This window comes from Halomarina litorea (assembly GCF_024227715.1).
In the GTDB taxonomy this organism is placed as follows: Archaea; Halobacteriota; Halobacteria; order Halobacteriales; family Haloarculaceae; genus Halomarina; species Halomarina litorea.
Genome location: NZ_CP100448.1, coordinates 1,263,989 through 1,283,866, shown reverse-complemented (window position 1 = coordinate 1,283,866; position 19,878 = coordinate 1,263,989). Strand labels below are relative to the sequence as shown.

Sequence of the window (19,878 nt, the reverse complement as noted above, 5' to 3'; positions counted from 1 at the left end):
GGACGTCGCCGGCGGCACGCAATCGGTCAGGTCGCGCGGTCGCCCTGTTCGACGAGGCCGTACGCGGTGGTCAGGTGGTCGACGATCCAGTCGACCGTGTCGGGGTCGTACGTCCAGAACCCGTAGAACTCGCGGTCGGTGCGTTCCTCCGCGAGGAGCGCACACTTGCTGGAGTCGACGCCCGCGCCGTCGTAGACGACGAACCACGAGTTGGCGACCTCGTCGGCCCGTTCGGCGTGGATGGTGAACCCGTCGTGCGGTGGCATCTCGACGTCGGGGTACCCGTAGGCGTGGACCCGCAGGTTCTCGCGCGAGGCGAGCTGTTCGTAGACGTCCAACTGGGTGTCGATGATGGAGAGCTTCTGGAAGCCCGCGTGGAGTTCCCCGGCCCCGACCCGCCACGCCCGGTCCTCGATTTCGCGTGAGGCCGCGACCATCTGACGGGTGTCGTACGACGTGAACATCGTCTCGTCCATGTGGTCGAGGATGGGTGAGCGGTTGTCCTGCTCGAAGTGCGGTTCCGTCCCTCGAATCGGGTCGAGCACGTCGTCGACGCTGGTGGCCGTGAGAAACTCGTCGCCCTCGCTGAGGACGACGAACGACGACGGTCCCTCCGGCGACTCGCCGGACTGGACGGACACGTTCCGGTCGTGAAAGTGTTCGCGGAGCGTCTCGGCGACGTCGGGGTCGGCGTTGTAGACCGTCAGCGTCTTCTCGTGAGACTCGACGCCGGCGATTAGTTCGGTGAGCGACATCCTCCGTAGGTTCAGGGACGCCAGCGCTACTTATAGAGCTTTACCCGGCAGTGCCGAACCGCCGGCAGGTGCTGTGAGACGCCCCTCGAGAGCCTCCCGGGCGGCGACCGGAGCGACGTCGGGGGCGAACCACTCCACCGGTGGCGTCGGAGCGCTCCCGGTCGCACCTCGCCACGCGCGATGTTATCGGCGAGGAGAGTATCAGGACTACCTGACAGGTACCCGGGGATTCCTCATCATCAATGTGTGCTAACACATGGTAAACGCTTTAGTTGGCAGGTGGCGACGTGCGTCTAGGGCCTTCGGGCCACGAGTTCATATGACTGCAAACGAACTGGTCTGGCGAATCGCCGGTGGGTCCGGTGACGGTATCGATTCGACCAGCCAGAACTTCGCGAAAGCGCTGATGCGCAGCGGCCTCTGCGTGTTCACGCATCGACACTATCCGTCGCGAATCCGCGGCGGCCACACGTACGTCGAAGTACGCGCGGGCGAGGACGAGGTCAAGTCCCGCGGCGACGGCTACAACTTCCTCCTGGCGCTGGGCGACTCGTTCGCCCGGAACCCGAAGGAAGAGGCGTACTACGGCAACGAGGAGGTCAAGCCACTCTCGGAGAACCTCGACGAACTCCGCGAGGGCGGGGTCATCGTCTACGACGAGGGGCTCCTCGACGGCGACGAGGTCGCCGACCTCGACGAACGCGCCGAGGAGAACGGCTGGCACGTCTACCCTCTCGACCTGCGCGGGATGGCCCGTGAACACGGTCGGGAGGTCATGCGCAACACCGCCGGTGTCGGCGCGACCTGTGCGCTCATCGGCATGGACCTCGAACCCATCGAGACGCTGATGGAAGAGCGCATGAGCGGCGACATCCTCGAACAGAACATCGAGATCCTCCGGATGGCGCGCGACCAGGTCGCGGAGATGGACCACGACCACGACGTCAGCGTGCCGACGGGGAGCCACGACGAGGACCAGGTGCTCGTCTCGGGCAGCACGGGCGTCGCCTACGCCGCCCTCGACGAGGGCTGTCGGTTCATCGCGGGCTACCCGATGACCCCGTGGACCGAGGTGTTCACCATCATGTCCCAGAACCTACCCGACGTGGGCGGTATCTCCGAGCAGGTCGAGGACGAAATCGCGGCCGCGGCGCTGGCACTCGGCGCCTCGCACGCGGGCGTGAAGGCCATGTCCGGGTCCTCGGGCGGCGGGTTCGCCCTGATGAGCGAACCGCTCGGTCTCGCCGAGATGACGGAGACGCCCGTCGTCCTCGTCGAGGCGATGCGCGCCGGCCCCTCGACGGGTATGCCGACCAAGCCCGAACAGGCCGACCTCGAACACGTCCTCTACACGAGCCAGGGCGACTCCCACCGCGTCGTCTTCGCCCCCGGCAACGCGAAGGAGGCCTACGACCAGACGCGCAAGGCGTTCCAGATCGCCTACGACTACCAGCTTCCCGCCATCGTCCTCTACGACCAGAAGCTCTCGGGCGAACTGGTCAACGTCGACGAGTCGTTCTTCGACCGCGAGCCGAACCCCTCGCTGGGCGCCGTGCTCTCCGAGGACGAAATCGAGGACGCGGCCCACCACGCCTCCGGGAAGTTCCAGCGCTACCGCCACGACCCCGAGAACGGGGTCAGCCCCCGGACCATCCCGGGGCAGGTCGGCGGGCGCTTCCTCGCCTCCGGGAACGAACACACCCCCGAGGGACACATCAGCGAGGACCCGCACAACCGCATCATGCAGGTCGAGCGTCGGAACCGCAAGCTGGAGTCCATCCGTGCCGACCTCGACGGGCGCGAGAACTCGAACCAGACGCTCCACGACCCGACCGACGGCGACGCCGAGTACGGCATCATCACGTTCGGCAGCCAGCAGGGCACCGTCGAGGAGGCCACCGACCGCCTCGTTGAGGCGGGCCACGACGTGAAGGCACTCGGCGTGAGCGACCTCGCCCCCTACCCGGAAGACGAGGTGGCGGCGTTCCTCGAGTCGGTCGACGAGTGCCTCGTCGTCGAGATGAACTCCACCGCACAGTTCCGCGGGCTCACCCAGAAGGAACTGGGTCGCTTCGGCGAGAAGCTGACGAGCCTGCTGAAGTACAACGGCAACCCGTTCGAGCCGCGAGACATCGTCGAGGGGTTCGAGGCCGCCATCGACGGCGGCGACACGCCCGACGAGAACACGCGGCTCGTCCGCGCCGCAGGTGACTAACCATGAGTGCATTCAGCGCAATCGGAGAGGACCGCGAGATCGACCAGAACGAGTACACGCCGGGCATCGAACCGCAGGCGACGTGGTGTCCGGGCTGTGGTGACTTCGGCGTCCTGAAGGCGCTGAAGGGTGCGATGGCCGACGTGGGGCGAAGCCCCGAGGAGATCATGCTCGTCACGGGCATCGGCTGCTCGGGCAAGCTCTCGAGTTACTTCGAGTCCTACGGCTACCACTCCATCCACGGGCGCTCGCTGCCCGTCGCGCGGGCGGCGAAACTCGCCAACCCCGGCCTCGAAGTCGTCGCGGCGGGCGGCGACGGCGACGGCTACGGTATCGGCGGGAACCACTTCATGCACACCGCCCGGGAGAACCACGACATGGTCTACATCGTGTTCAACAACGAGATCTTCGGGCTGACGAAGGGCCAGACATCGCCCACCAGCCCGAAGGGCCACAAGTCCAAGACCCAGCCCCACGGCTCGGCGAAGGACCCCATCCGGCCCCTCTCGATGTCCCTGTCGGCCGGCGCGTCCTACATCGCCCGGACGGCCGCCGTCAACCCGAACCAGGCCAAGGAGATCATTGCCGAGGCCATCGAGCACGACGGGTTCGCCCACATCGACTTCCTGACGCAGTGTCCGACCTGGAACAAGGACGCGAAGCAGTACGTCCCCTACACCGACATCCAGCAGTCCGAGGACCACGAGTTCGACATCACCGACCGCCGCGAGGCGGGCGAGGCGATGTACGAGGCCGAGACGGCACTCCACGAGGGCGAGGTGCTCACCGGTCGGTTCTACCAGGACGACCGCCCCTCCTACGGACAGGAGAAGCGCTCGCTCGGCGAGATGCCCGAGGAACCGCTGGCGGAGCGCTACCACGACGCGGACTACGAGTGGGAGCGCTCGTACGACCTGCTCGACCGCCACAAGTAACGCGAGGCGGGTTACCCCGAACGGTGACACGTTCGACCGGAATCGCTTTTTCCGGTTCGGAAGGTATTTTTTCCCGGACGCAAAAACACAGTCCATGAGCGCAGACACCACCGAGGACCGCATCCTCTCGGTCCTCGAGGAGGACGCACAGGCCTCCTACGCGGAAATCGCGGACCGAGCGGGGGTGTCGAAGCCGACCGTCAGGAAGTACATCAACAAACTGGAGACGGAAGGCGTCATCGTCGGCTACTCCGCGGACATCGACCCGAAGAAACTCGCGAGCAAGACCATCGCCATGGTCGGCATCGACGTCGCCAGCGAGTCCTACGTGGAGGCTACCCGCAAGCTGAAAGATCTGGACGAGGTCGAGTCGCTGTACACCTCCTCGGGGGACCACATGCTGATGGCCGAGGTGCGGGGGACGGACGGCAACGCCGTCGGGGAGGTCATCTCCGAGCGAATTCTCACCATCGAGGGCGTCACCGCCGCCCACCCCTCCTTCCTGCAGGAACGCCTGAAGTAGCCCGTCACGTCGCGGGGCCGGTGCGAGCGTCGACCGAACCGCGAGCGGACGGCGCGCCCTTCCGCCACCGTCGGGATTAACCGTCGGATTCCCGTACTCCCGACCCATGCCGACGTACCAACGCCGGACGCGAGTCCGCGCGCCCTTCGACGAGGTGTGGGACTTCCACTCGCGCATCAGCGGCCTGGAGGCGCTGACGCCCCCGTTCATGAACCTCCGCGTCGAGGAGGTGGTGGGCCCGGACGGGGAACGCGACCCCGGCGTCATGGAGGCCGGGACGCGGGCGTACTCCTCGATTCGCCCCTTCGGAGTCGGTCCGCGCCAGCGGTGGGTATCGCACATCGTCGAACGGGAGGAGTGGGACGGGTCGGCGTACTTCGCCGACGAGATGGAAGAGGGGCCGTTCCCCCACTGGCGGCACACCCACGCCTTCGAGGAGGACGGCGACGGGACGATACTCGACGACCACGTCGAGTACCGCCTCCCGTTCGGTCCCGTCGGGAGCGTCGCGGGCCTGTTCGGGGACGTGGGCTTCGAGCCGATGTTCCGCTACCGACACCGCAAAACGAGGGAACTGCTGGAGTGAGGCGGCCCGCGTTCGCGTCGTTCAGTCGAGGTCGACGTCCGTCTCCCGCGAGACGCCCTCGACGTGTTTCTCGAGGAGGGCGACGTTCTTCAGGTTCACCTTGAACACGGCGTCGAAGAGGTCGCCGACGATGGGGACCGACCCCGCCGCGAAGTCCACGACGACGTTGGCAGCCATCCGCGCCACGACGTTCTTCGGGACGCCGAGGCGGAGGGCCTCGACGACGATGTACGACGAGAGCAGCGCCATCACGAGGTCACCCGCGCCGGGGAGCAGACCGATGATGGCGTCCGCGCCGATTCGACGGTCCGTGCCGGGGACGGGAATCGCGTCGTCGAGCAGTGTCGCGACGGTCCGACACCGTTCGAGCGTCGCCTCCGTACCCGCGAAGTCAGTCATGTCCGGTCGTTCACGAGCACCCCACAAAGCCGTGACGCCTGCAGATCGGGGGCGGACGGTTCGGCAGGGCCGGGGCGGCGCTCCCGGCGGGCGGAGGGCAGACCGACGCGCGGCCGAGCACAACCACTAACTCGCCACCTGCCCGACGAAGGGTGTGCAGCCCTCGTCGGAGTCGCCGCGCGTCCCTCCCGCGCTCGCGCTCGGAGTGGCCGTCGCCGCCGTCTCGACCAGCGCCATCCTCGTGGAGTGGAGCGACGCACCCAGCCTCGTGAAGGCACTCTATCGCGTGCTGTTCACCACGCTCCTCGTCGCCCCCGCCGCGATGGTCCGCAACCCGGGGGCGATGCGGTCGCTCCCCCGGCGCGACCTGCTCGGGGCGGGGGTCGCGGGGGTCGCCCTCGCGGTCCACTTTGGCGCGTGGTTCGAGAGCCTCAACTGGACCAGCGTCGCCGCGAGCGTCACCCTCGTGCAGGCCCAACCGGTGTTCGTCGCCGTCGGCGCGGTCTTCCTGCTGGACGAGCGGTTCACCCGGAAGATGGCCCTCGGCATCGCCGTCGCCCTCGGGGGGATGGTGCTCATGTCGGCCGGTGACCTCGTCGGGACGCCCGCCGCCGGGGCCACGCGCCCGCTGTACGGCGACGCGCTGGCGGTCCTCGGGGCGTTCGCGGCGGCCGTCTACGTCCTCGCCGGGCGCTCGCTCCGCCGCCGGATCAGCCTCCTCCCGTACGTCACCGTCGTCTACGCGGCGTGTACCGTCGTCCTGTTCGGCCTCGTCCTCGCCGGGGGCTACCCGCTGTTCGACTACCCGCCCGAGGAGTGGGCGCTGTTTCTCGGGATGGCCCTCGGGCCGGGCATCTTCGGGCACACCGTCGTCAACTGGGCGCTGGCGCACGTCGAATCGAGCGTGGTGAGCGTCTCGCTGCTCGGCGAACCTGTCGTGAGCACCCTGCTCGCGGTGGCACTCCTCGGTGAGGTACCCGGCGCCCTCACCGTCCTCGGGGGTGGGGTCGTCCTCGCGGGCATCTACGTCACCGCCGAGGACCGCGAGGCGTAACTGTCCGTGGCGAGGTGGGGTTGAGAGACGTGCGCGTCACCGTCAGCCGACGATGATGTCGTCGCCGATTCGTTCGACGTCGTCCTGGTCCGTCGCCTTCGAGTCCTCGGCTTCCCCCGATTCTGCCGATTCCTCCAGTTCGAGTTCCTCCACGGCGGCGGCGACTGCCGCCTGCGACGCGGGGGCCTTGGCCGCCCCCGCGAGGCCGCCGTTTTCCTCTTCGGTCCGCGAATCTGTCCTCGCGTCGTCGACTGGCCGCGAGGCGTCCGTCTCTCCGGCCGTTCCTGCCGAATCGCCCGTCTCCGGCCACGCCGTCTCCCCCTCGTCCTCCGATCCCACGGCCAGTCGGGCCGCCTTGACGGGGTCCTCGCTCGTCGCCGTTTCGAGGAGTCGGAGGTGCTCCTGGACCTCGAGGTACTCGTCGAGGAGACCGCTCATCGCCGTGCTGAGTGCTTCGATTCGACCGTCGAGGTCCTCTGCGCGGCCCATCACCACTACGGGATGTCTCGTGGAGTATAAGTCTGTGTCAGACGAATGTCTGCTTTCGGACAGTTCCGCGGGGAAGTGCAGTCTCAGGTCCGCTGGGATTCGATGGCCTCTCGGGCCTCGAACACCGCCTCGACGTCCAGCGAGAGTTCGTACTCGTAGTAGACCCCGCCGGACTGCCCCTCGTTGCGCTCCGTCCGGTTGAGGAAGCCGAGCATGGTGAGGTCCCCGAGGTGGTTCTGGATGCTCTTGAGCGTCGTCAGGGGGTCCGTGCCCGCCGACCGAGCGACCTCCTCGTAGGTCGCCTGGATGCGCTTCGAACGGACGGGCGACTCGCCGGCGTCCTCCAGTCGAGCGACGGCTTCGAGGACGAGTTGCCCGTGGCGGGTCTGGTCGCGAATCTTGTCGGTGGCGCGCCCGCGCTGAACCCGGTCCTGTGCCTCGTCGATGTGCTGGGCCGTGACGACGGACTCGCCGCGTTCCTCGGCGATGTCGCCGCCGGTCCGCAGGAGGTCGATGGCCTGCCGAGCGCTCCCCGTGTCGCGGGCGGCGAGGGCGGCGCTCTTGGAGATAGCCCCCGAGTCACAGCTCCCGTCGACGAACGCCTGTTCGACGCGGTGGTCGAGGATGGTGTACAGTTCGTCGGCGTCGTACGGCGAGAAGGAGATCTCCGTCTCCATCAGCGTGTCCTTGACCTTTGGCGCGAGCGAGTCCCGGAACGTGTAGTTGTTCGAGATGCCGATGACACCCACCTTCGCCCGGTCGAGGTGGCCGTTCGCCCGCGCTCGCGGGAGTTCGTACAGCAGGGAGTTGGCGTCCGAGAGGTGGTCGATCTCGTCGAGGACGAGGAGGAAGGTTCCACCTCGTTCTTCGAGCGCTCCGTAGAACGTCTCCAGTGCGTCGCCCATCGAGAGGCCCTTCTTCGGGAACGCGTCGTCGTGGTCCGGTCCCACGTCCCGGAGGGTGTTGATGAGCGACCGAAGCGTCCCGTAGGCGCTGTCGCCGTTGCAGTTGTGAAAGAGGACGTGGAGTTCGTCGGCCTCCTCGCGGTCGGCCGCCTCGCCCTGCAACGCGTCGAGCATGTACTGCGTCACGGCGGTCTTGCCCACTCCGGCCTTCCCGTAGACGAAGACGTTCTGGGGGTTCCGACCGAAGAGGACGTGTCTGAGCGCGTTGGTGTACGCCGATATCTCCGCGTCCCGTTCCAGTATCGTCGACGGCTGGTACTCCTCGTCGAGCACCGTCTTGTCCGCGAACAGCGTCTCGGTCACGTCGCTGAACGGGCTCGGATTCCCTGCCATGTGACTGAACGTTCCCTATGCGACGGTCTGTCTACTTACGTGTTTATCTTCGTGTGTTTCCCGTGTTTCGTCTGTCGGTCTCGTTTATACCAGAGAGAGTGAGTACGTTTCGTCTGTTCGTAGACTAGAGAGAGGGTGGTAGCTAGAGAGAGTTGATTTGCCGCAATCGAAAGTTTCAAATATCTTTTATAGGCTTCTCGGAGCTGCGTGGATACCCGCGAAGCGGCGTCGAGGAACAGGCGAAACGTACTCACTCGCCTCGGGATGCCCGCCGACGGTCCGGGACGCCCGCCGATACCCCTGAACAGGCGAAATCTACTCTCCGTCCGCGGCGGCGAGCACACGCCGGCGTGTGTGCCACCGTGACGAACAGACGAAACGTACTCACCCCCTGTCCGACCAACTCCTCCCCCACCCTCACACAGCTGAACAGACGAAACGTACTCTCTCTGTGTCGACGTCGTTCTGGAATACGTCGAGCGTCACTGGTGCGCGGGGTAACGGATATCGGGAACGAACGCGCTCACCGTCGCTCACGGGTCGGCTTCGGTAGAAGTGCTCCGACGGGGATTCGAACTCACTCGCTCACTTCCGTTCGCTCGCTGTTCGAATCCCGTCTCCACATTTCGTTTCAGAACACGCTCGCTGTCGCTCGCGGTTCGAGAGTGGGAAAATGCTCCGACGGGGATTCGAACCCCGGTCATCACCGTGAGAGGGTGATATGATTGGCCGGACTACACCATCAGAGCAGTCCTCGTCTGCAATAGATTGTATCGGGGAATCACGTTTAACGGTTGCGTTTCGGCGCGCCCGTGTTACGCGTCATCATCGAACTGCGACCTGCTCGCGGCGGGTTCGTCGCCTGCCCGCGAGATGATGTTCTCCCGACCGACCCGGAGTTTGCTGATGCGGCCCGCCTCCTCCATCTCCGAGAGGAGCATCGAGACCTTCGACTTCGACCAGTCGCTCTCCTCGACGATGTTGACCTGTTTCATCCGCCCGCCGTTGGCGTCGAGCATGGCGAGGACCCGGTCCTCGTCGGTCATGAACTCCTCGTCGGGGACGGCCGGTTCCGGCGGGTCGGTGGCCGGCACCCCGCCGTCGCCATCCGACGGGGTCCCGACGTCAGCCCCCGGGGAACCGTCCTCGCCGTCGGACTCGGGCGTCAGGTGCCCGCGTCTGGCCGCCACACCGACACTCCCGACGACGACGACCACCCCGACGACCAGCGGCCACAGGGGCAGGTCGTCGCCGTCGTCGGGCGTTCCGACATCCCCCGCCAGTCCCGAGTCGTTCGGACCGGCGGTGCCGGCGCCGCCACCCGCGCCGCTTCCGTCGCCCGTTCCGTTCGTCGCCGGGCCGAACACGACGCGCGGTTGACCGTCGAGGAACTGGATACCGTTCTCCCCGCCGCTCCAGACCAGCGAGTCGCTCGTGTTCTGCGTCGGCGGCGGTTCCGTCGTCCGCGGTTCGAGCGACGACTCCCAGCGGACGACGAACCGCTGGGTCGGACCGATGTAGAGGCCGCCCTCGAAGACGTCCCCAACGACGACGCGGTCGCCCTCGGTCACAGCGAACCCGTCCCACCGGAAGGACATCTCGACGATGCCCTGGTTGCCGAGGTTGCTGACCGAGGCCTCCCGGCGGAAGTCGGTCGCGCTCATCTCCCGGCCGGTCTCGTTTGCCCCGGCGCGGACGAGCGCGTCCGCGCGGCGCATGAAGTCGCGGTACGTCGCCGTCTCCTCCGCGTTGAACTCCTCGGCGTACGCCTCGAACTGCGCCCGCTCGGATTCGTTCGCGAGCGACCGCCGGTAGCTGAACGTCCAGCGTGCCGACCCGTTCTCGTAGACCTCGATGGAGAACACGGTCCGGTCGAACTCCTGACTCTGGGCGGCAGCGACCCCGGTACGCTCGCCGAGAGCGGCGAAGTCACCGGGGGCGGTGCGCTCGTCGGTAGCGGGACCCACGTCGACGCCGAGGCCGGAGCCGTCGCTCGCGCCGACGGCGGTGTCCGCCCCGGCGTCGAGAGCCGTCGCTACCCCGCCGTGGCCGACCGGTGCTACGAGCAGGGTGAGGAGGACGACGACGAGCCACGGGCGAGCCATCTGGCTCTCCAGTCGGAGGCGAGCTATAAAATCCGTACGGGTATCGCCGACGCGTGCTACCGTCGAGTCAGTTCGCCGACGTTTCGGAGAGCGCCGCGTCGAGGTACTGGACGGGGTGTGGCGGTTTCTCCAGGTCGTCGTACTCCTCCAGTTGGGAGCGACAGGACGCGCCGGGGGCGACGACCCGGTCGCCGGGGCTCTCGTCGACCTGTCCCTTGAGCACGTCGCCGATGGCGCGGCTCATCGAGTAGTGTTCGGCCTCGTAGCCGAACGACCCGGCCATCCCGCAGCACCCGGAGTCGAGGGGGTCCACGTCGTAGCCGGCGCGGCGCAGGACGCCGACGGCGTGGTGGTCCTTCATCGTCGACTTCTGGTGGCAGTGGCCGTGGTAGGTCAACGACCCCGACCCGGCGAACCCCATCCCCTCGTCCAGCCGGTGGACGTCGAGGTACTCACAGAGGCCGTAGCTGTTGGCCACGAGCGTCTCGACGGCCGACCCCGACAGGAGGTCAAGGTAGTCCGACTGGAGCATCACCGCGTCGGAGGGTTCGACGAGCACCACGTCCCAGCCCTCCTCGACGCGGGGGCCGAGCGTCTCGACGTTGGCCGACGCGCGCTCGCGTGCCACGTCGAGGAAGCCCTTCGAGTGGGCCGCCCGGCCGCTCGGCTCCACGTCGGGTACCTGCACGTGCGCGCCCGCGGCTTCGAGGACGCGGACGGCCGCCTTCCCGACTGCCGGGTCGTTGTAGTTGGTGTAGGTGTCGGGAAAGAGCAGGACCTTCCGGGCGGCGTCCGCCTCGGACACCGCCGGGTCGCGCGTCGCACACCAGTCGGCGAAGCTCTCGCTGTGGAACCCCGGCAGGCTCCGTTCGCGGGCGATGCCGAGCAGCGACTCCTGGAGCGTCCCCGCACCGGGCAGCGACATGAGGTAGTTCGAGAGGGGGGCGAAGGCGCTCCCGAGGCGGTTGACGACGTCGACATTGGCGAACAGTCTGTCCCGGAGGCTCGCGCCGTTGCGCTGCTTGTGGGCGAACTCGAGTTCCGCCTTCATCTTCGCCATGTCCACCTCGCTCGGGCAGTCCTTCGAACAGCCCTTGCAGCCGATACAGAGGTCGAGCACCTCCTCGACGAACTCGTCGTCGAGGGGACCGTCGAGGTCGCCGCTCATCGCCTGCCGGAGAGCGTTGGCCCGCCCGCGCGTCGAGAGGCCCTCTTCGTCGATGGCCCGATAGGTCGGACACATCACGCCGCCCGTCACGTCCTGCGACCCGCGACAGCCCCCACAGCCGTGACAGAGTTCGACCATCCCCTGGAAGCCGTTGTCGGTGTCCCAGTCGAGCGTCGGGTCGAACCCCGCCTCGAAGTCGTACTCGGGAGAAAAGCGCAGGTGCTCGCGCATGTCGACGTCGCCACAGACGGTGCCGGGGTTCAGGAGCCAGTCGGGGTCGAACGCCGACTTCAGGTCGCGGAAGGCGTTCCAGAGGCGCTCGCCGTACAGTTTCCGGTTCCACTGCGTGCGCGCGCGGCCGTCACCGTGTTCGCCCGACACCGACCCGCCGTACTCCACGACGAGGTCCGTCGCCCGGTCGGCGATGTCGTACAACTGCTCGACGCCCTCGACGGTCTTGGTGTTGACCAGCGGGCGGATGTGGAGGACGCCGGGGCCGGCGTGGGCGTAGTAGGAGGCGAACGTGCCCTCGTCGTCGAGAATCGCCTCGAAGTCCGCCACGTAGTCCGGGAGGTTCTCGGCGGGGATGGCGGTGTCCTCGATGAACGCGATGTGCTTCTCGTCGGTGGTCCGCCCGAGGAGGATGGGCAGGCCGGCCTTGCGCATCTTCCAGAACTTCGCCTGCGTCTCGGGGTCGTGGGCCTCCATCGCCTCGCGGGCGCGGTGTGGCGCGTCCGTCTCGACGCGGTCGGAACTCGGGTGGCGCGTGGTGTCCGCACTCGGGGCGCGGTCGGCGACGAGGTCGGCGGCCTGCTGGCGGCCGTCGCCATCGTCCTCGGCGTAGAACTCCACGAGGAGGACGGCGTCCGTGCCCTCGGGGAGCATCCCGACCACGTCCCGGAACTCCGCCGTCTCGCGGGCGAGGTCCAGCAACACGTCGTCCATCACCTCCACGGCCGCCGGGCCGTGGTCGAGGATGGGCGCGACGTCCGCCATCGCGTCGAGCAGGGAGTCGTACGTGAGGAGCACGTCGGCTTTCGTCTCGGGGACGGGGACCAGCGAGACGGTGGCCTCCGTGACGACGGCGAGGGTCCCCTCGCTCCCCGCGAGGAGGCGCGCGAGGTTCACGCTGCCCGGTTCGCTGTCCGGGTCGCGCCCGGAGTCGTCGGGCAGTCTGCGCTCCCCGCGCGCCTCGTCGACGAGGACGTCGAGGTTGTACCCCGAGACGTTGCGCTTCATGTCGGGGTACTGTTCGTCCACCTCCTCGGCCTCCTCGTCGATGATGCGGACCACCTCCCGGTAGATTTCGGGCAGGAGGTCGCTCTCGGCGCCCTCCGGTCCCCACGCCTCGCTGTCCGGGTCGGCCTTCTCGCGGAGTTCGTCGACCGATATCTCGCCGAAGGTGGTGACGGTGCCGTCCGCCAGCACCGCCTCCACGGACTCGAGGTAGTAGTCGGTCTTGCCGTAGACCAGCGAGTGTGCGCCCGTCGAGTTGTTGCCGATGGCCCCGCCGAGGGCGCTCTTGTCGCCCCACGCGGGGTCGGGCGCGAACTTCAGCCCGTAGGGTGCGAGTTCGGCGTTCAGTTCGCCGAGGACGGTCCCGGCCTGGGCGCGCGCGAGACGGCCGTTGGGGTCCACGTCCACGACGCCGTCCATGTGCCGCGTGAAGTCGAGGACGACGGCCGCGTTGACCGACTGGCCCGCGAGCGAGGTGCCCCCGCCCCGCGGGAGGACGGGGACGTCCCGGCGGGAGCAGTACTGGACGGCGGCGGCCACGTCGTCGGTGTCGCGCGGGAAGACGACGCCCACGGGCGTCACCTCGTAGGCGCTGGCGTCCGTCGCGTAGAGCTGTCGCGAGTACTCGTCGAAGCGAACCTCGCCGTCGACCTGTCGCTCCAGGTCGTCGACGAGGCCGGGGCGGTCGACCGCCCCCATCTGGTAGTCGTACGTCGCCCGCACGTCGTCCGCGGGGTCCCGCTCCCCTGTAGCCATAGTGGCCCCTCCCCCGCGAGGGGCATAAGCGGTTGGACTCCCGCGATTCGCACGACTGAGCTGTCCCTCGCCGCCGGTCGGAACGGCCTACCCGCTCGTCGCGAGGTAGACGCCGACGAGTGCGATGACGACGCCCGCCGCCTTCCGCAGGGTCAGCGGTTCGTCCAGCAGTACCGCGCCCACGAGGGGACTGGTCACGAGGAAGAGGCCGAAGACGGGGACGACGATGCTCACGGGGCCGAGCGACAGCGCCCGGTAGTACGAGATGATGCCGACGGCGAGACAGAGGCCGCCCGCGAGCATGTACGGCGCCTTCGGGTGGTCCAGCGCACCGACGATGGGGTCGTCGGAGACGAGGACGACGCCGAGGGCGAGAACGGCGAGGATGGCGTTTGCCCAGAAGGCGACGGTGTTGCTCGGGATGCCGTCGGTGGCCGCTTTCGTGAAGACGGGGACGAACGTGTAGGCCGCGAGGGCTACCGCCGCCCACAGGAGATAGCTCGACGTGAGGTTCATACTCGCCGAAGCACGTCTCCGGGAGTGTGGGTTTCGAATCGACCACCCGGGTGTGCCCCGGTGACGCCCCTCAAAAGCGGTTCCGCCAGCGCTCGGTACCGAGCAGTTCGTCCTTCATCGCGGCGGCCAACTGTTTCGCGCGGTCCTCGCCGAACTCGTCTGTCAGATCCGACACCGCCGACTCCCACGTCCCGCCGACGGACGACCAGAACTCGAGGACGCTCTCGCGGTCCCACCCCTCCGGCAACTCGTCGAGACCGTCCACGCCCTCGTCCACGACGGCGGTGAGGCGGTCGTCGTCCGTCGTCTCGGTCGTCGTGTCGTCCCCCTCGAAGTCGGTCCCCTCGATGGCCGAGGCGCGGTAGACCGCGGAACCGCCCGATTCGAGGCCGACGACGTGCGCTGGCCGGTCGTCGCTCGCTGTCACCTCGGTGAGGCCGCCGTTCGCCTGTGGGAACTCGAAGGAGTCGGTCGGGACGGCCGCGACGACGCCACGACCGTCCGGCGTCGCGACCACCTCGCCCTCGTCGTATCGCGTACCCATACGCGACGGGTGGGGCGGCCGCCGAGTAGTGGTTGGGCTTGCAACGGTCGGCCGCTCGACTCCCTCGGGTCCTCGGCCATCGCGCCTCCGACCTGTCGTCCGAGCGGGACGTGTGCGGCCCACTCGGTAGGTTTATTCACGCCATGGGCCACCACTCGCCAGACGACTGCATGTGCGACGGGTACGCAGAACGGGGGGTTCGGGGGGTATCGACCGATGAGTGACGGCGAGCGGTCGGAGGCGACCGGGACCGACGGGACGGTCGGGGAGCGCGAGGCGGCGAGTTTCGTCGAGTACGGCATCGAGGACCGCCCGCCGCTTGGCACGTCCGTGTTGCTCGGCTTCCAGCACTACCTGACGATGATCGGTGCCAGCGTGGCGATTCCGCTCGTGCTGGCGACGACGATGGGGATGCCCGACTGGGCGACGGCGCGCCTCATCGGGACGTTCTTCGTCGTCTCGGGGGTGGCGACGCTGGGACAGACCACGATTGGAAACCGCTACCCTATCGTGCAGGGCGGGACGTTCTCGATGCTCGCGCCCGCCATCGCCATCATCCTCGTCCTGCAGGACCGCGGGGTGGGGTGGGAGACGATGATCGTCAACCTACAGGGCGCGGTCATCGTCGCCGGCCTCACCGAGATGGGCATCGGCTACTTCGGCGTGATGGGCCGACTGAAGCGCTACGTCGGCCCGCTGGTCATCTCGCCGGTCATCACGCTCATCGGCCTCTCGCTGTTCGGCGTCCCCCAGATTACGGACGTGATGTCGGGCGTCGAGGGGGCCCAGCAGAACTGGTGGCTCCTCGGGGCGACTGTGGTGCTCATCGTCCTCTTCTCGCAGTACCTCGACCGGCGCTCGCGGGCGTTCAAGCTGTTCCCAGTCCTGCTCGGACTGGCCGTCGCGTGGATGCTCGCGGCGGTCCTCTCGGTCGCGGGCGTCTACGCGCCGGGGTCGCCCGGCTACGTCGATCTGGGTGCTGTGGCGGCCGCACAACCGCTCCAGCCCATCGTCCCGTTCCAGTGGGGGCTGCCGGCGTTCGAGGCGTCGTTCGTCGTCGGAATGTTCGCGGGGATGCTCGCGTCGGTCATCGAGAGCTTCGGGGACTACCACTCCGTCGCCCGGATGGCGGGGAAGGGCGCGCCGAGTCCCCGCCGCATCGACCACGGCATCGGAATGGAGGGGCTCGGGTCGCTGTTCGCCGGCATCATGGGTACCGGCAACGGCTGTACCTCCTATACGGAGAACGTCGGAGCCATCGGCATCACGGGCGTCGCCTCGCGGTACGTCGTCCAGATCGGCGCGGTCGTGATGCTCCTCGTGGGCTACGTGGGCTACTTCGGGACGCTGTTCGCCACCATGCCCGCGCCCATCATCGGCGGCCTCTACGTCGTCATGTTCGGGCAGATAGCCGCCGTGGGTCTGTCGAGTCTGAAGTACGTGGACCTCGACAAGCAGCGCAACATCTTCGTCGTCGGCTTCTCGCTGTTCGCGGGGCTCGCGATTCCGGCGTACATGGGTGGCATCAGCGCGGGGCAACTGCAGGCCGGACTGGCCGACGTCGCGGTGCTCGGTCCCGCCCTCGGGACAGACGTGGTCGCACAGACCGTCTACGTCATCGGCGGGACGGGGATGGCCGTGGGGGGCCTCCTCGCTTTCTTCCTCGACAACACTATCCCCGGGACCGACGAGGAACGCGGCCTGACGGCGTGGCGCGACCTCACGGAGGACGACGCCGAGTTCGTCTCCGTCGTCGACCGCATCCGGGGCCGCGACGGGGGCGCGCCCACGAGCGAGGGCGACTGAGCGCGGCCGTCGTGGACGGTGCAACCCTCGCGTTCTTGCCGACGAGGCGTGAGGGTAGGGACGTGCAACTGAAAGCGGACACCCGGACCGTCGTCGTGGGCTTCGTCGGCGGCTGCCTCGCGTTCGGACTGGTGTTCTGGCTCGTCGGGGTCGACAGCGTCCTCTCGGCGCTCCGGGACGCTCGCCCGCGATACCTCCTCGGAGTCCTCCTCGCGGCCACGGTCTGGCTCTGCTCGTGGGGACTCTCGCTCCGGGTCGTGCTGGGGTCGCTCGGCGAACGGCGCGGCGTCTTCGAGTCGCTGGTCGTCTTCGCGGGTGCGACGTTCGCCAACAACGTCACCCCGTTCGGGCAGGCCGGCGGCGAACCGCTCTCGGCGTTGCTGATCTCGCGGGCCACCGACCGCGACTACGAGGACGGCCTCGCGACCATCGCCAGCGTGGACGCACTCCACTTCGTCCCGACGCTGACACTCGGACTCCTCGGACTGGGGTTCGTCGCCACCCGCATCACGTTCGGCCAGCGACTGGAGTACGTGGCTGCGACGGTACTCGCCCTCGCCGTCGTCGTTCCGGTGGGCGTGTACGTCGGGTGGACGAACCGGTATCGAATCGAGCGGGCGGTAGTGCGGGCGCTCACCCCCGTCGTCCGGACCGTCGCGAACGCGCTCCCGGTGGTCTCGACCCCGGCGGACGACGCCGTCGAACGGCGCATCGAGGGGTTCTTCGAGTCCATCGAGCGAGTCGGCTCCGACCGGCGACGGCTGGCGCTCGCCGTCGGCTTCTCGGCGCTGGGGTGGGTCGCGCTCGCCACCTCGCTGTGGCTCGCGCTCGCCAGCCTCGGCGTGTCGGTCCCCTACCTCGTGACGTTCCTCGCCGTCCCGGTCGGCGACCTCGCGGCGCTGGCGCCGACACCGGGCGGACTCGGAGGCGTGGAGGCGCTACTCATCGGGTTGCTCGTGGCCGTCTCGCCGGCGGCGGTGGGGACGGTGAGCGCGGCGGTGCTGATCCACCGCGCGGCGACGTACTGGCTCCCGACGGTCGTGGGGGGCGGAGCGGCGTCGGTGATACTGACCGATTGACCGTACGGTGTGTGAACGAAAGACACATCGAGAACGGGCGGCACGGCGTCGGTGAACGCCGAGGCGACGCTGCCCCAGGGGGGCGGCGTCGGACGCTCGGCGACTCAGTCCGCGGCGACGGGCGTCTCCTCGACGGCGAGGGACTCGACGCGCACGTCGATGCCGCGCGCGCGGAGCGTCTCGCGCATCTTCCCGGCGGAGACACCGGCGTAATCGGCGGCCTGTGTCAGTGTGAGCGTCCCTGCCTCGTAGAGGACCGTCGCCGTCGTGACGGCGTGCTGGCGCATGGTTGGTCTGTTGTCCCTATGGCCTATAAGTATATCGTGAGATAATACATCAACCCATCACCTTATACTACCTTGCCGAAACGGTCGCGTCTGGAAGGTCGATGGAGGGGTCGGGGAGGTGGAGGCGCTCCGCGAGCCGTTCCGGGGTACAGCCGGCGTAGCCGGCCGCCTGTTCGAGCGTGAGGGTCCCGGCGAGGTAGAGTGCGCGCGCGGTGTCGACGGCGTGTCTGGTCATCGTGTACTCGTACGGCTACAGCACACCAGTACGTAAAGTTACTGGCGAGCTACCGATACACACGTCCAGAGTAGCGAGCTATTAACCGACGTGTGGCAACCAGCGCTCGCGTCGGGACCGTGTGGGTTGCTACAATCACTGACGGGTCGGAAGCCTTTTTCACGCGGTCGCTCCGTGTCGGAGCATGGACGACCGACGCGACCTCCTCGAACTGCTCCGCGAGAACGCCCGCTACACGACCGCGGACCTCGCACGCTTGCTCGGCACCGACGAGGACGCCGTGGAGGCGGCAATCGAGGAACTGGAAGCGGCGGGCGTCGTCCGGGGCTACCAGGCGGTCGTCGACCCCGACCGGCTGGACGACGGGACGGTGCGGGCCTTCCTCGAGTGCAACGTGACCCTCGACCGCGAGACGAGTTACGACGACATCGCCCGCCGACTCGCGAAGTTCGACGAGGTCCGTTCGCTCCGCCTCGTCAGCGGCGACTACGACTTCGCGCTGGAGGTCGAGGCGGACTCGCTGGGCGCGCTCTCGCGGTTCGTCAGCGAGCAGGTCGCGCCGGTCCCCGAGGTCACCCAGACGGTGACGCACTTCATCATGGACACGTACAAGGACGGCGGCCTCCAGTTCGACGACGGCGGGGACGACGACCGCCTGTCGGTCACGCCATGAGCAGGTTCACCGTCTCCGAGCGCGTCGCCTCGGTTCCCCCGTCGGGCATCCGTCGGTTCTTCGAACTCGCCGAGGAACTGGACGACGTCATCTCGCTGGGCGTCGGCGAACCGGACTTCTCCGCGCCGTGGCGCGCCCGCGAGGCCGCCATCGACTCGCTCGAACGCGGGCGCACCTCCTACACCGCCAACCGGGGACGCCGGGACCTCCGCGAGGAGATAGCGGACTACGTCACCCGCTACGACCTCGCGTACGATCCCGACGACGAAATCGTCGTCACGGCGGGTGCGAGCGAAGCCATCGACCTCGCATTCCGTGCGCTCGTCGACCCCGGTGACACCGTCGCCATCGCCCAGCCGTCGTACGTCTCGTACGTCCCGAGCGTCCAGTTCGCCGGCGGCGACCCCCTCCCGGTTCCCACCCGCGTCGAGGACGACTTCGCGCTCACCCCCGAGATCCTCGAAGCCTCGGGCGCGGCCGACGCCGAGATGCTCGTCCTCTGTTACCCCAACAACCCGACGGGGGCGACGATGAACGGGGGTGAACTGGAGGCGGTCGCCGACTTCGCCCGCGAGCACGACCTGACGGTGCTCTCCGACGAGATATACTCGGAACTCACCTACGAGGGCGAGCACACCTCCATCGCCACCCTGCCGGGGATGCGCGAGCGGACGGTGGTGTTCAACGGCTTCTCGAAGGCCTACGCGATGACCGGCCTCAGGCTGGGCTACGCCCTCGGCCCGGCGGACGCCATCGGCGCGATGAACCGCGTCCACCAGTACACGATGCTCTCGGCCCCGACCACCGCGCAGTTCGCCGCGCTCACCGCCCTGCGGGAGTGCGAGGACGACGTGGTCTCGATGCGCTCGCAGTACGACCGCCGGCGCCGGTTCGTCCTCTCCCGATTCGAGGAGATGGGCATCGACTGCTTCGAGGCGACCGGGGCGTTCTACGTCTTCCCCGAGTCACCGTGGGACGACGCCGGCGAGTTCGCCGAGGCCCTCCTCGACGAACAGGGGGTGGCGATGGTCCCCGGAAGCGCCTTCGGCGCGGGCGGCACGGGGCACCTCCGGGCGTCCTACGCAACGGGCCTAGACGACCTCAGAGAGGCGATGGACCGGTTAGAGGCGTTCCTGCACTGAGCGACGCGCCCGGCGACTCGCGCCGCCGTTTTGTTACGTAGACGCAAACCTTTTTGAAGGGAAGAACTATCCAATTT

19 protein-coding genes and 1 tRNA gene are annotated in these 19,878 nt (G+C 68.1%); 9 read left to right on the top strand and 11 right to left on the bottom strand.

The genetic code is table 11. From position 1 onward, the window contains the following. Positions 1-26: 26 nt before the first annotated feature. On the bottom strand, positions 27-755 hold the full coding sequence (locus tag NKG96_RS07015) for a DICT sensory domain-containing protein (RefSeq protein ID WP_254537802.1): 729 nt from the start codon (positions 753-755) through the stop codon (positions 27-29). A 319-nt stretch (positions 756-1,074) separates the two neighbouring features. Between NKG96_RS07015 and NKG96_RS07010 the strand changes: the two genes are divergently transcribed. The 4 genes from NKG96_RS07010 (at position 1,075) to NKG96_RS06995 (ending at position 5,014) form a co-directional block, all read left to right on the top strand. Next, a complete protein-coding gene (locus NKG96_RS07010) occupies positions 1,075-2,970 on the top strand; it encodes a 2-oxoacid:acceptor oxidoreductase subunit alpha (protein WP_254537801.1) in 1,896 nt (631 codons plus the stop codon). 2 nt (positions 2,971-2,972) lie between these two features. After that, positions 2,973-3,905 (top strand): thiamine pyrophosphate-dependent enzyme, encoded by a 933-nt coding sequence (locus NKG96_RS07005; RefSeq protein WP_254537800.1) that lies wholly within the window; start codon positions 2,973-2,975, stop codon positions 3,903-3,905. A 94-nt stretch (positions 3,906-3,999) separates the two neighbouring features. Next, positions 4,000-4,428, top strand: a complete 429-nt coding sequence (gene lrpA1, locus NKG96_RS07000) for an HTH-type transcriptional regulator LrpA1 (protein WP_254537799.1) — start codon at positions 4,000-4,002, stop codon at positions 4,426-4,428. Between the two features lie 106 nt (positions 4,429-4,534). Further along, on the top strand, positions 4,535-5,014 hold the full coding sequence (locus tag NKG96_RS06995) for an SRPBCC family protein (RefSeq protein WP_254537798.1): 480 nt from the start codon (positions 4,535-4,537) through the stop codon (positions 5,012-5,014). A gap of 21 nt (positions 5,015-5,035) precedes the next feature. Here NKG96_RS06995 and NKG96_RS06990 read toward each other — a convergent pair whose 3' ends face one another. Then, positions 5,036-5,413 (bottom strand): DUF4112 domain-containing protein, encoded by a 378-nt coding sequence (locus NKG96_RS06990; RefSeq protein WP_254537797.1) that lies wholly within the window; start codon positions 5,411-5,413, stop codon positions 5,036-5,038. Between the two features lie 154 nt (positions 5,414-5,567). Between NKG96_RS06990 and NKG96_RS06985 the strand changes: the two genes are divergently transcribed. Continuing rightward, positions 5,568-6,467 (top strand): DMT family transporter, encoded by a 900-nt coding sequence (locus NKG96_RS06985; protein ID WP_254537796.1) that lies wholly within the window; start codon positions 5,568-5,570, stop codon positions 6,465-6,467. A gap of 42 nt (positions 6,468-6,509) precedes the next feature. Here NKG96_RS06985 and NKG96_RS06980 read toward each other — a convergent pair whose 3' ends face one another. From NKG96_RS06980 to NKG96_RS06950, 7 genes are all read right to left on the bottom strand, one after another. Next, the gene (locus NKG96_RS06980; RefSeq protein WP_254537795.1) at positions 6,510-6,956 is read right to left on the bottom strand and encodes a hypothetical protein; all 447 of its coding nucleotides are present in this window, start codon (positions 6,954-6,956) and stop codon (positions 6,510-6,512) included. Positions 6,957-7,039: 83 nt separating this feature from the next. Next, complete coding sequence (locus NKG96_RS06975; RefSeq protein ID WP_254537794.1) at positions 7,040-8,254, bottom strand: orc1/cdc6 family replication initiation protein; 1,215 nt, start codon at positions 8,252-8,254, stop codon at positions 7,040-7,042. A gap of 674 nt (positions 8,255-8,928) precedes the next feature. After that, positions 8,929-9,003, bottom strand: a tRNA-Glu gene (locus NKG96_RS06970). A 66-nt stretch (positions 9,004-9,069) separates the two neighbouring features. Then, positions 9,070-10,359 (bottom strand): helix-turn-helix transcriptional regulator, encoded by a 1,290-nt coding sequence (locus NKG96_RS06965; RefSeq protein WP_254537793.1) that lies wholly within the window; start codon positions 10,357-10,359, stop codon positions 9,070-9,072. Positions 10,360-10,426: 67 nt separating this feature from the next. Continuing rightward, entirely contained in the window at positions 10,427-13,519 is a 3,093-nt protein-coding gene (locus NKG96_RS06960) for an FAD-binding and (Fe-S)-binding domain-containing protein (RefSeq protein WP_254537792.1), read from the bottom strand. A gap of 87 nt (positions 13,520-13,606) precedes the next feature. Further along, on the bottom strand, positions 13,607-14,035 hold the full coding sequence (locus tag NKG96_RS06955) for an EamA family transporter (protein WP_254537791.1): 429 nt from the start codon (positions 14,033-14,035) through the stop codon (positions 13,607-13,609). A gap of 70 nt (positions 14,036-14,105) precedes the next feature. After that, the gene (locus tag NKG96_RS06950) at positions 14,106-14,579 is read right to left on the bottom strand and encodes a hypothetical protein (protein ID WP_254537790.1); all 474 of its coding nucleotides are present in this window, start codon (positions 14,577-14,579) and stop codon (positions 14,106-14,108) included. Between the two features lie 216 nt (positions 14,580-14,795). On the opposite strand from NKG96_RS06950, the gene NKG96_RS06945 reads away from it, so the two are divergent. After that, positions 14,796-16,385 (top strand): uracil-xanthine permease family protein, encoded by a 1,590-nt coding sequence (locus tag NKG96_RS06945; RefSeq protein ID WP_254537789.1) that lies wholly within the window; start codon positions 14,796-14,798, stop codon positions 16,383-16,385. A gap of 62 nt (positions 16,386-16,447) precedes the next feature. Next, entirely contained in the window at positions 16,448-17,464 is a 1,017-nt protein-coding gene (locus tag NKG96_RS06940) for a lysylphosphatidylglycerol synthase transmembrane domain-containing protein (RefSeq protein ID WP_254537788.1), read from the top strand. 104 nt (positions 17,465-17,568) lie between these two features. On the opposite strand, the gene NKG96_RS06935 is transcribed toward NKG96_RS06940, so the two are convergent. Continuing rightward, entirely contained in the window at positions 17,569-17,751 is a 183-nt protein-coding gene (locus NKG96_RS06935; RefSeq protein ID WP_254537787.1) for a DUF7317 family protein, read from the bottom strand. A 67-nt stretch (positions 17,752-17,818) separates the two neighbouring features. Next, on the bottom strand, positions 17,819-17,986 hold the full coding sequence (locus NKG96_RS06930) for a DUF7317 family protein (protein WP_254537786.1): 168 nt from the start codon (positions 17,984-17,986) through the stop codon (positions 17,819-17,821). A 184-nt stretch (positions 17,987-18,170) separates the two neighbouring features. On the opposite strand from NKG96_RS06930, the gene NKG96_RS06925 reads away from it, so the two are divergent. After that, a complete protein-coding gene (locus NKG96_RS06925; RefSeq protein WP_254537785.1) occupies positions 18,171-18,659 on the top strand; it encodes an Lrp/AsnC family transcriptional regulator in 489 nt (162 codons plus the stop codon). Further along, complete coding sequence (locus NKG96_RS06920) at positions 18,656-19,801, top strand: pyridoxal phosphate-dependent aminotransferase (RefSeq protein ID WP_254537784.1); 1,146 nt, start codon at positions 18,656-18,658, stop codon at positions 19,799-19,801. Before NKG96_RS06925 ends, NKG96_RS06920 begins: the two co-directional genes overlap by 4 nt. Positions 19,802-19,878: the final 77 nt, after the last annotated feature.

Coding starts and splice junctions, on each gene's coding strand:
- NKG96_RS06950 (WP_254537790.1), bottom strand. CDS start 14,579: ATGGGTACGCGATACGACGAGGGCGAGGTGGTCGCGACGCCGGACGGT.
- NKG96_RS06995 (WP_254537798.1), top strand. CDS start 4,535: ATGCCGACGTACCAACGCCGGACGCGAGTCCGCGCGCCCTTCGACGAG.
- lrpA1 (WP_254537799.1), top strand. CDS start 4,000: ATGAGCGCAGACACCACCGAGGACCGCATCCTCTCGGTCCTCGAGGAG.
- NKG96_RS06965 (WP_254537793.1), bottom strand. CDS start 10,359: ATGGCTCGCCCGTGGCTCGTCGTCGTCCTCCTCACCCTGCTCGTAGCA.
- NKG96_RS07005 (WP_254537800.1), top strand. CDS start 2,973: ATGAGTGCATTCAGCGCAATCGGAGAGGACCGCGAGATCGACCAGAAC.
- NKG96_RS06960 (WP_254537792.1), bottom strand. CDS start 13,519: ATGGCTACAGGGGAGCGGGACCCCGCGGACGACGTGCGGGCGACGTAC.
- NKG96_RS06925 (WP_254537785.1), top strand. CDS start 18,171: ATGGACGACCGACGCGACCTCCTCGAACTGCTCCGCGAGAACGCCCGC.
- NKG96_RS06935 (WP_254537787.1), bottom strand. CDS start 17,751: ATGCGCCAGCACGCCGTCACGACGGCGACGGTCCTCTACGAGGCAGGG.
- NKG96_RS07010 (WP_254537801.1), top strand. CDS start 1,075: ATGACTGCAAACGAACTGGTCTGGCGAATCGCCGGTGGGTCCGGTGAC.
- NKG96_RS06980 (WP_254537795.1), bottom strand. CDS start 6,956: ATGGGCCGCGCAGAGGACCTCGACGGTCGAATCGAAGCACTCAGCACG.
- NKG96_RS06955 (WP_254537791.1), bottom strand. CDS start 14,035: ATGAACCTCACGTCGAGCTATCTCCTGTGGGCGGCGGTAGCCCTCGCG.
- NKG96_RS06945 (WP_254537789.1), top strand. CDS start 14,796: ATGAGTGACGGCGAGCGGTCGGAGGCGACCGGGACCGACGGGACGGTC.
- NKG96_RS06920 (WP_254537784.1), top strand. CDS start 18,656: ATGAGCAGGTTCACCGTCTCCGAGCGCGTCGCCTCGGTTCCCCCGTCG.
- NKG96_RS06990 (WP_254537797.1), bottom strand. CDS start 5,413: ATGACTGACTTCGCGGGTACGGAGGCGACGCTCGAACGGTGTCGGACC.
- NKG96_RS06930 (WP_254537786.1), bottom strand. CDS start 17,986: ATGACCAGACACGCCGTCGACACCGCGCGCGCACTCTACCTCGCCGGG.
- NKG96_RS06975 (WP_254537794.1), bottom strand. CDS start 8,254: ATGGCAGGGAATCCGAGCCCGTTCAGCGACGTGACCGAGACGCTGTTC.
- NKG96_RS07015 (WP_254537802.1), bottom strand. CDS start 755: ATGTCGCTCACCGAACTAATCGCCGGCGTCGAGTCTCACGAGAAGACG.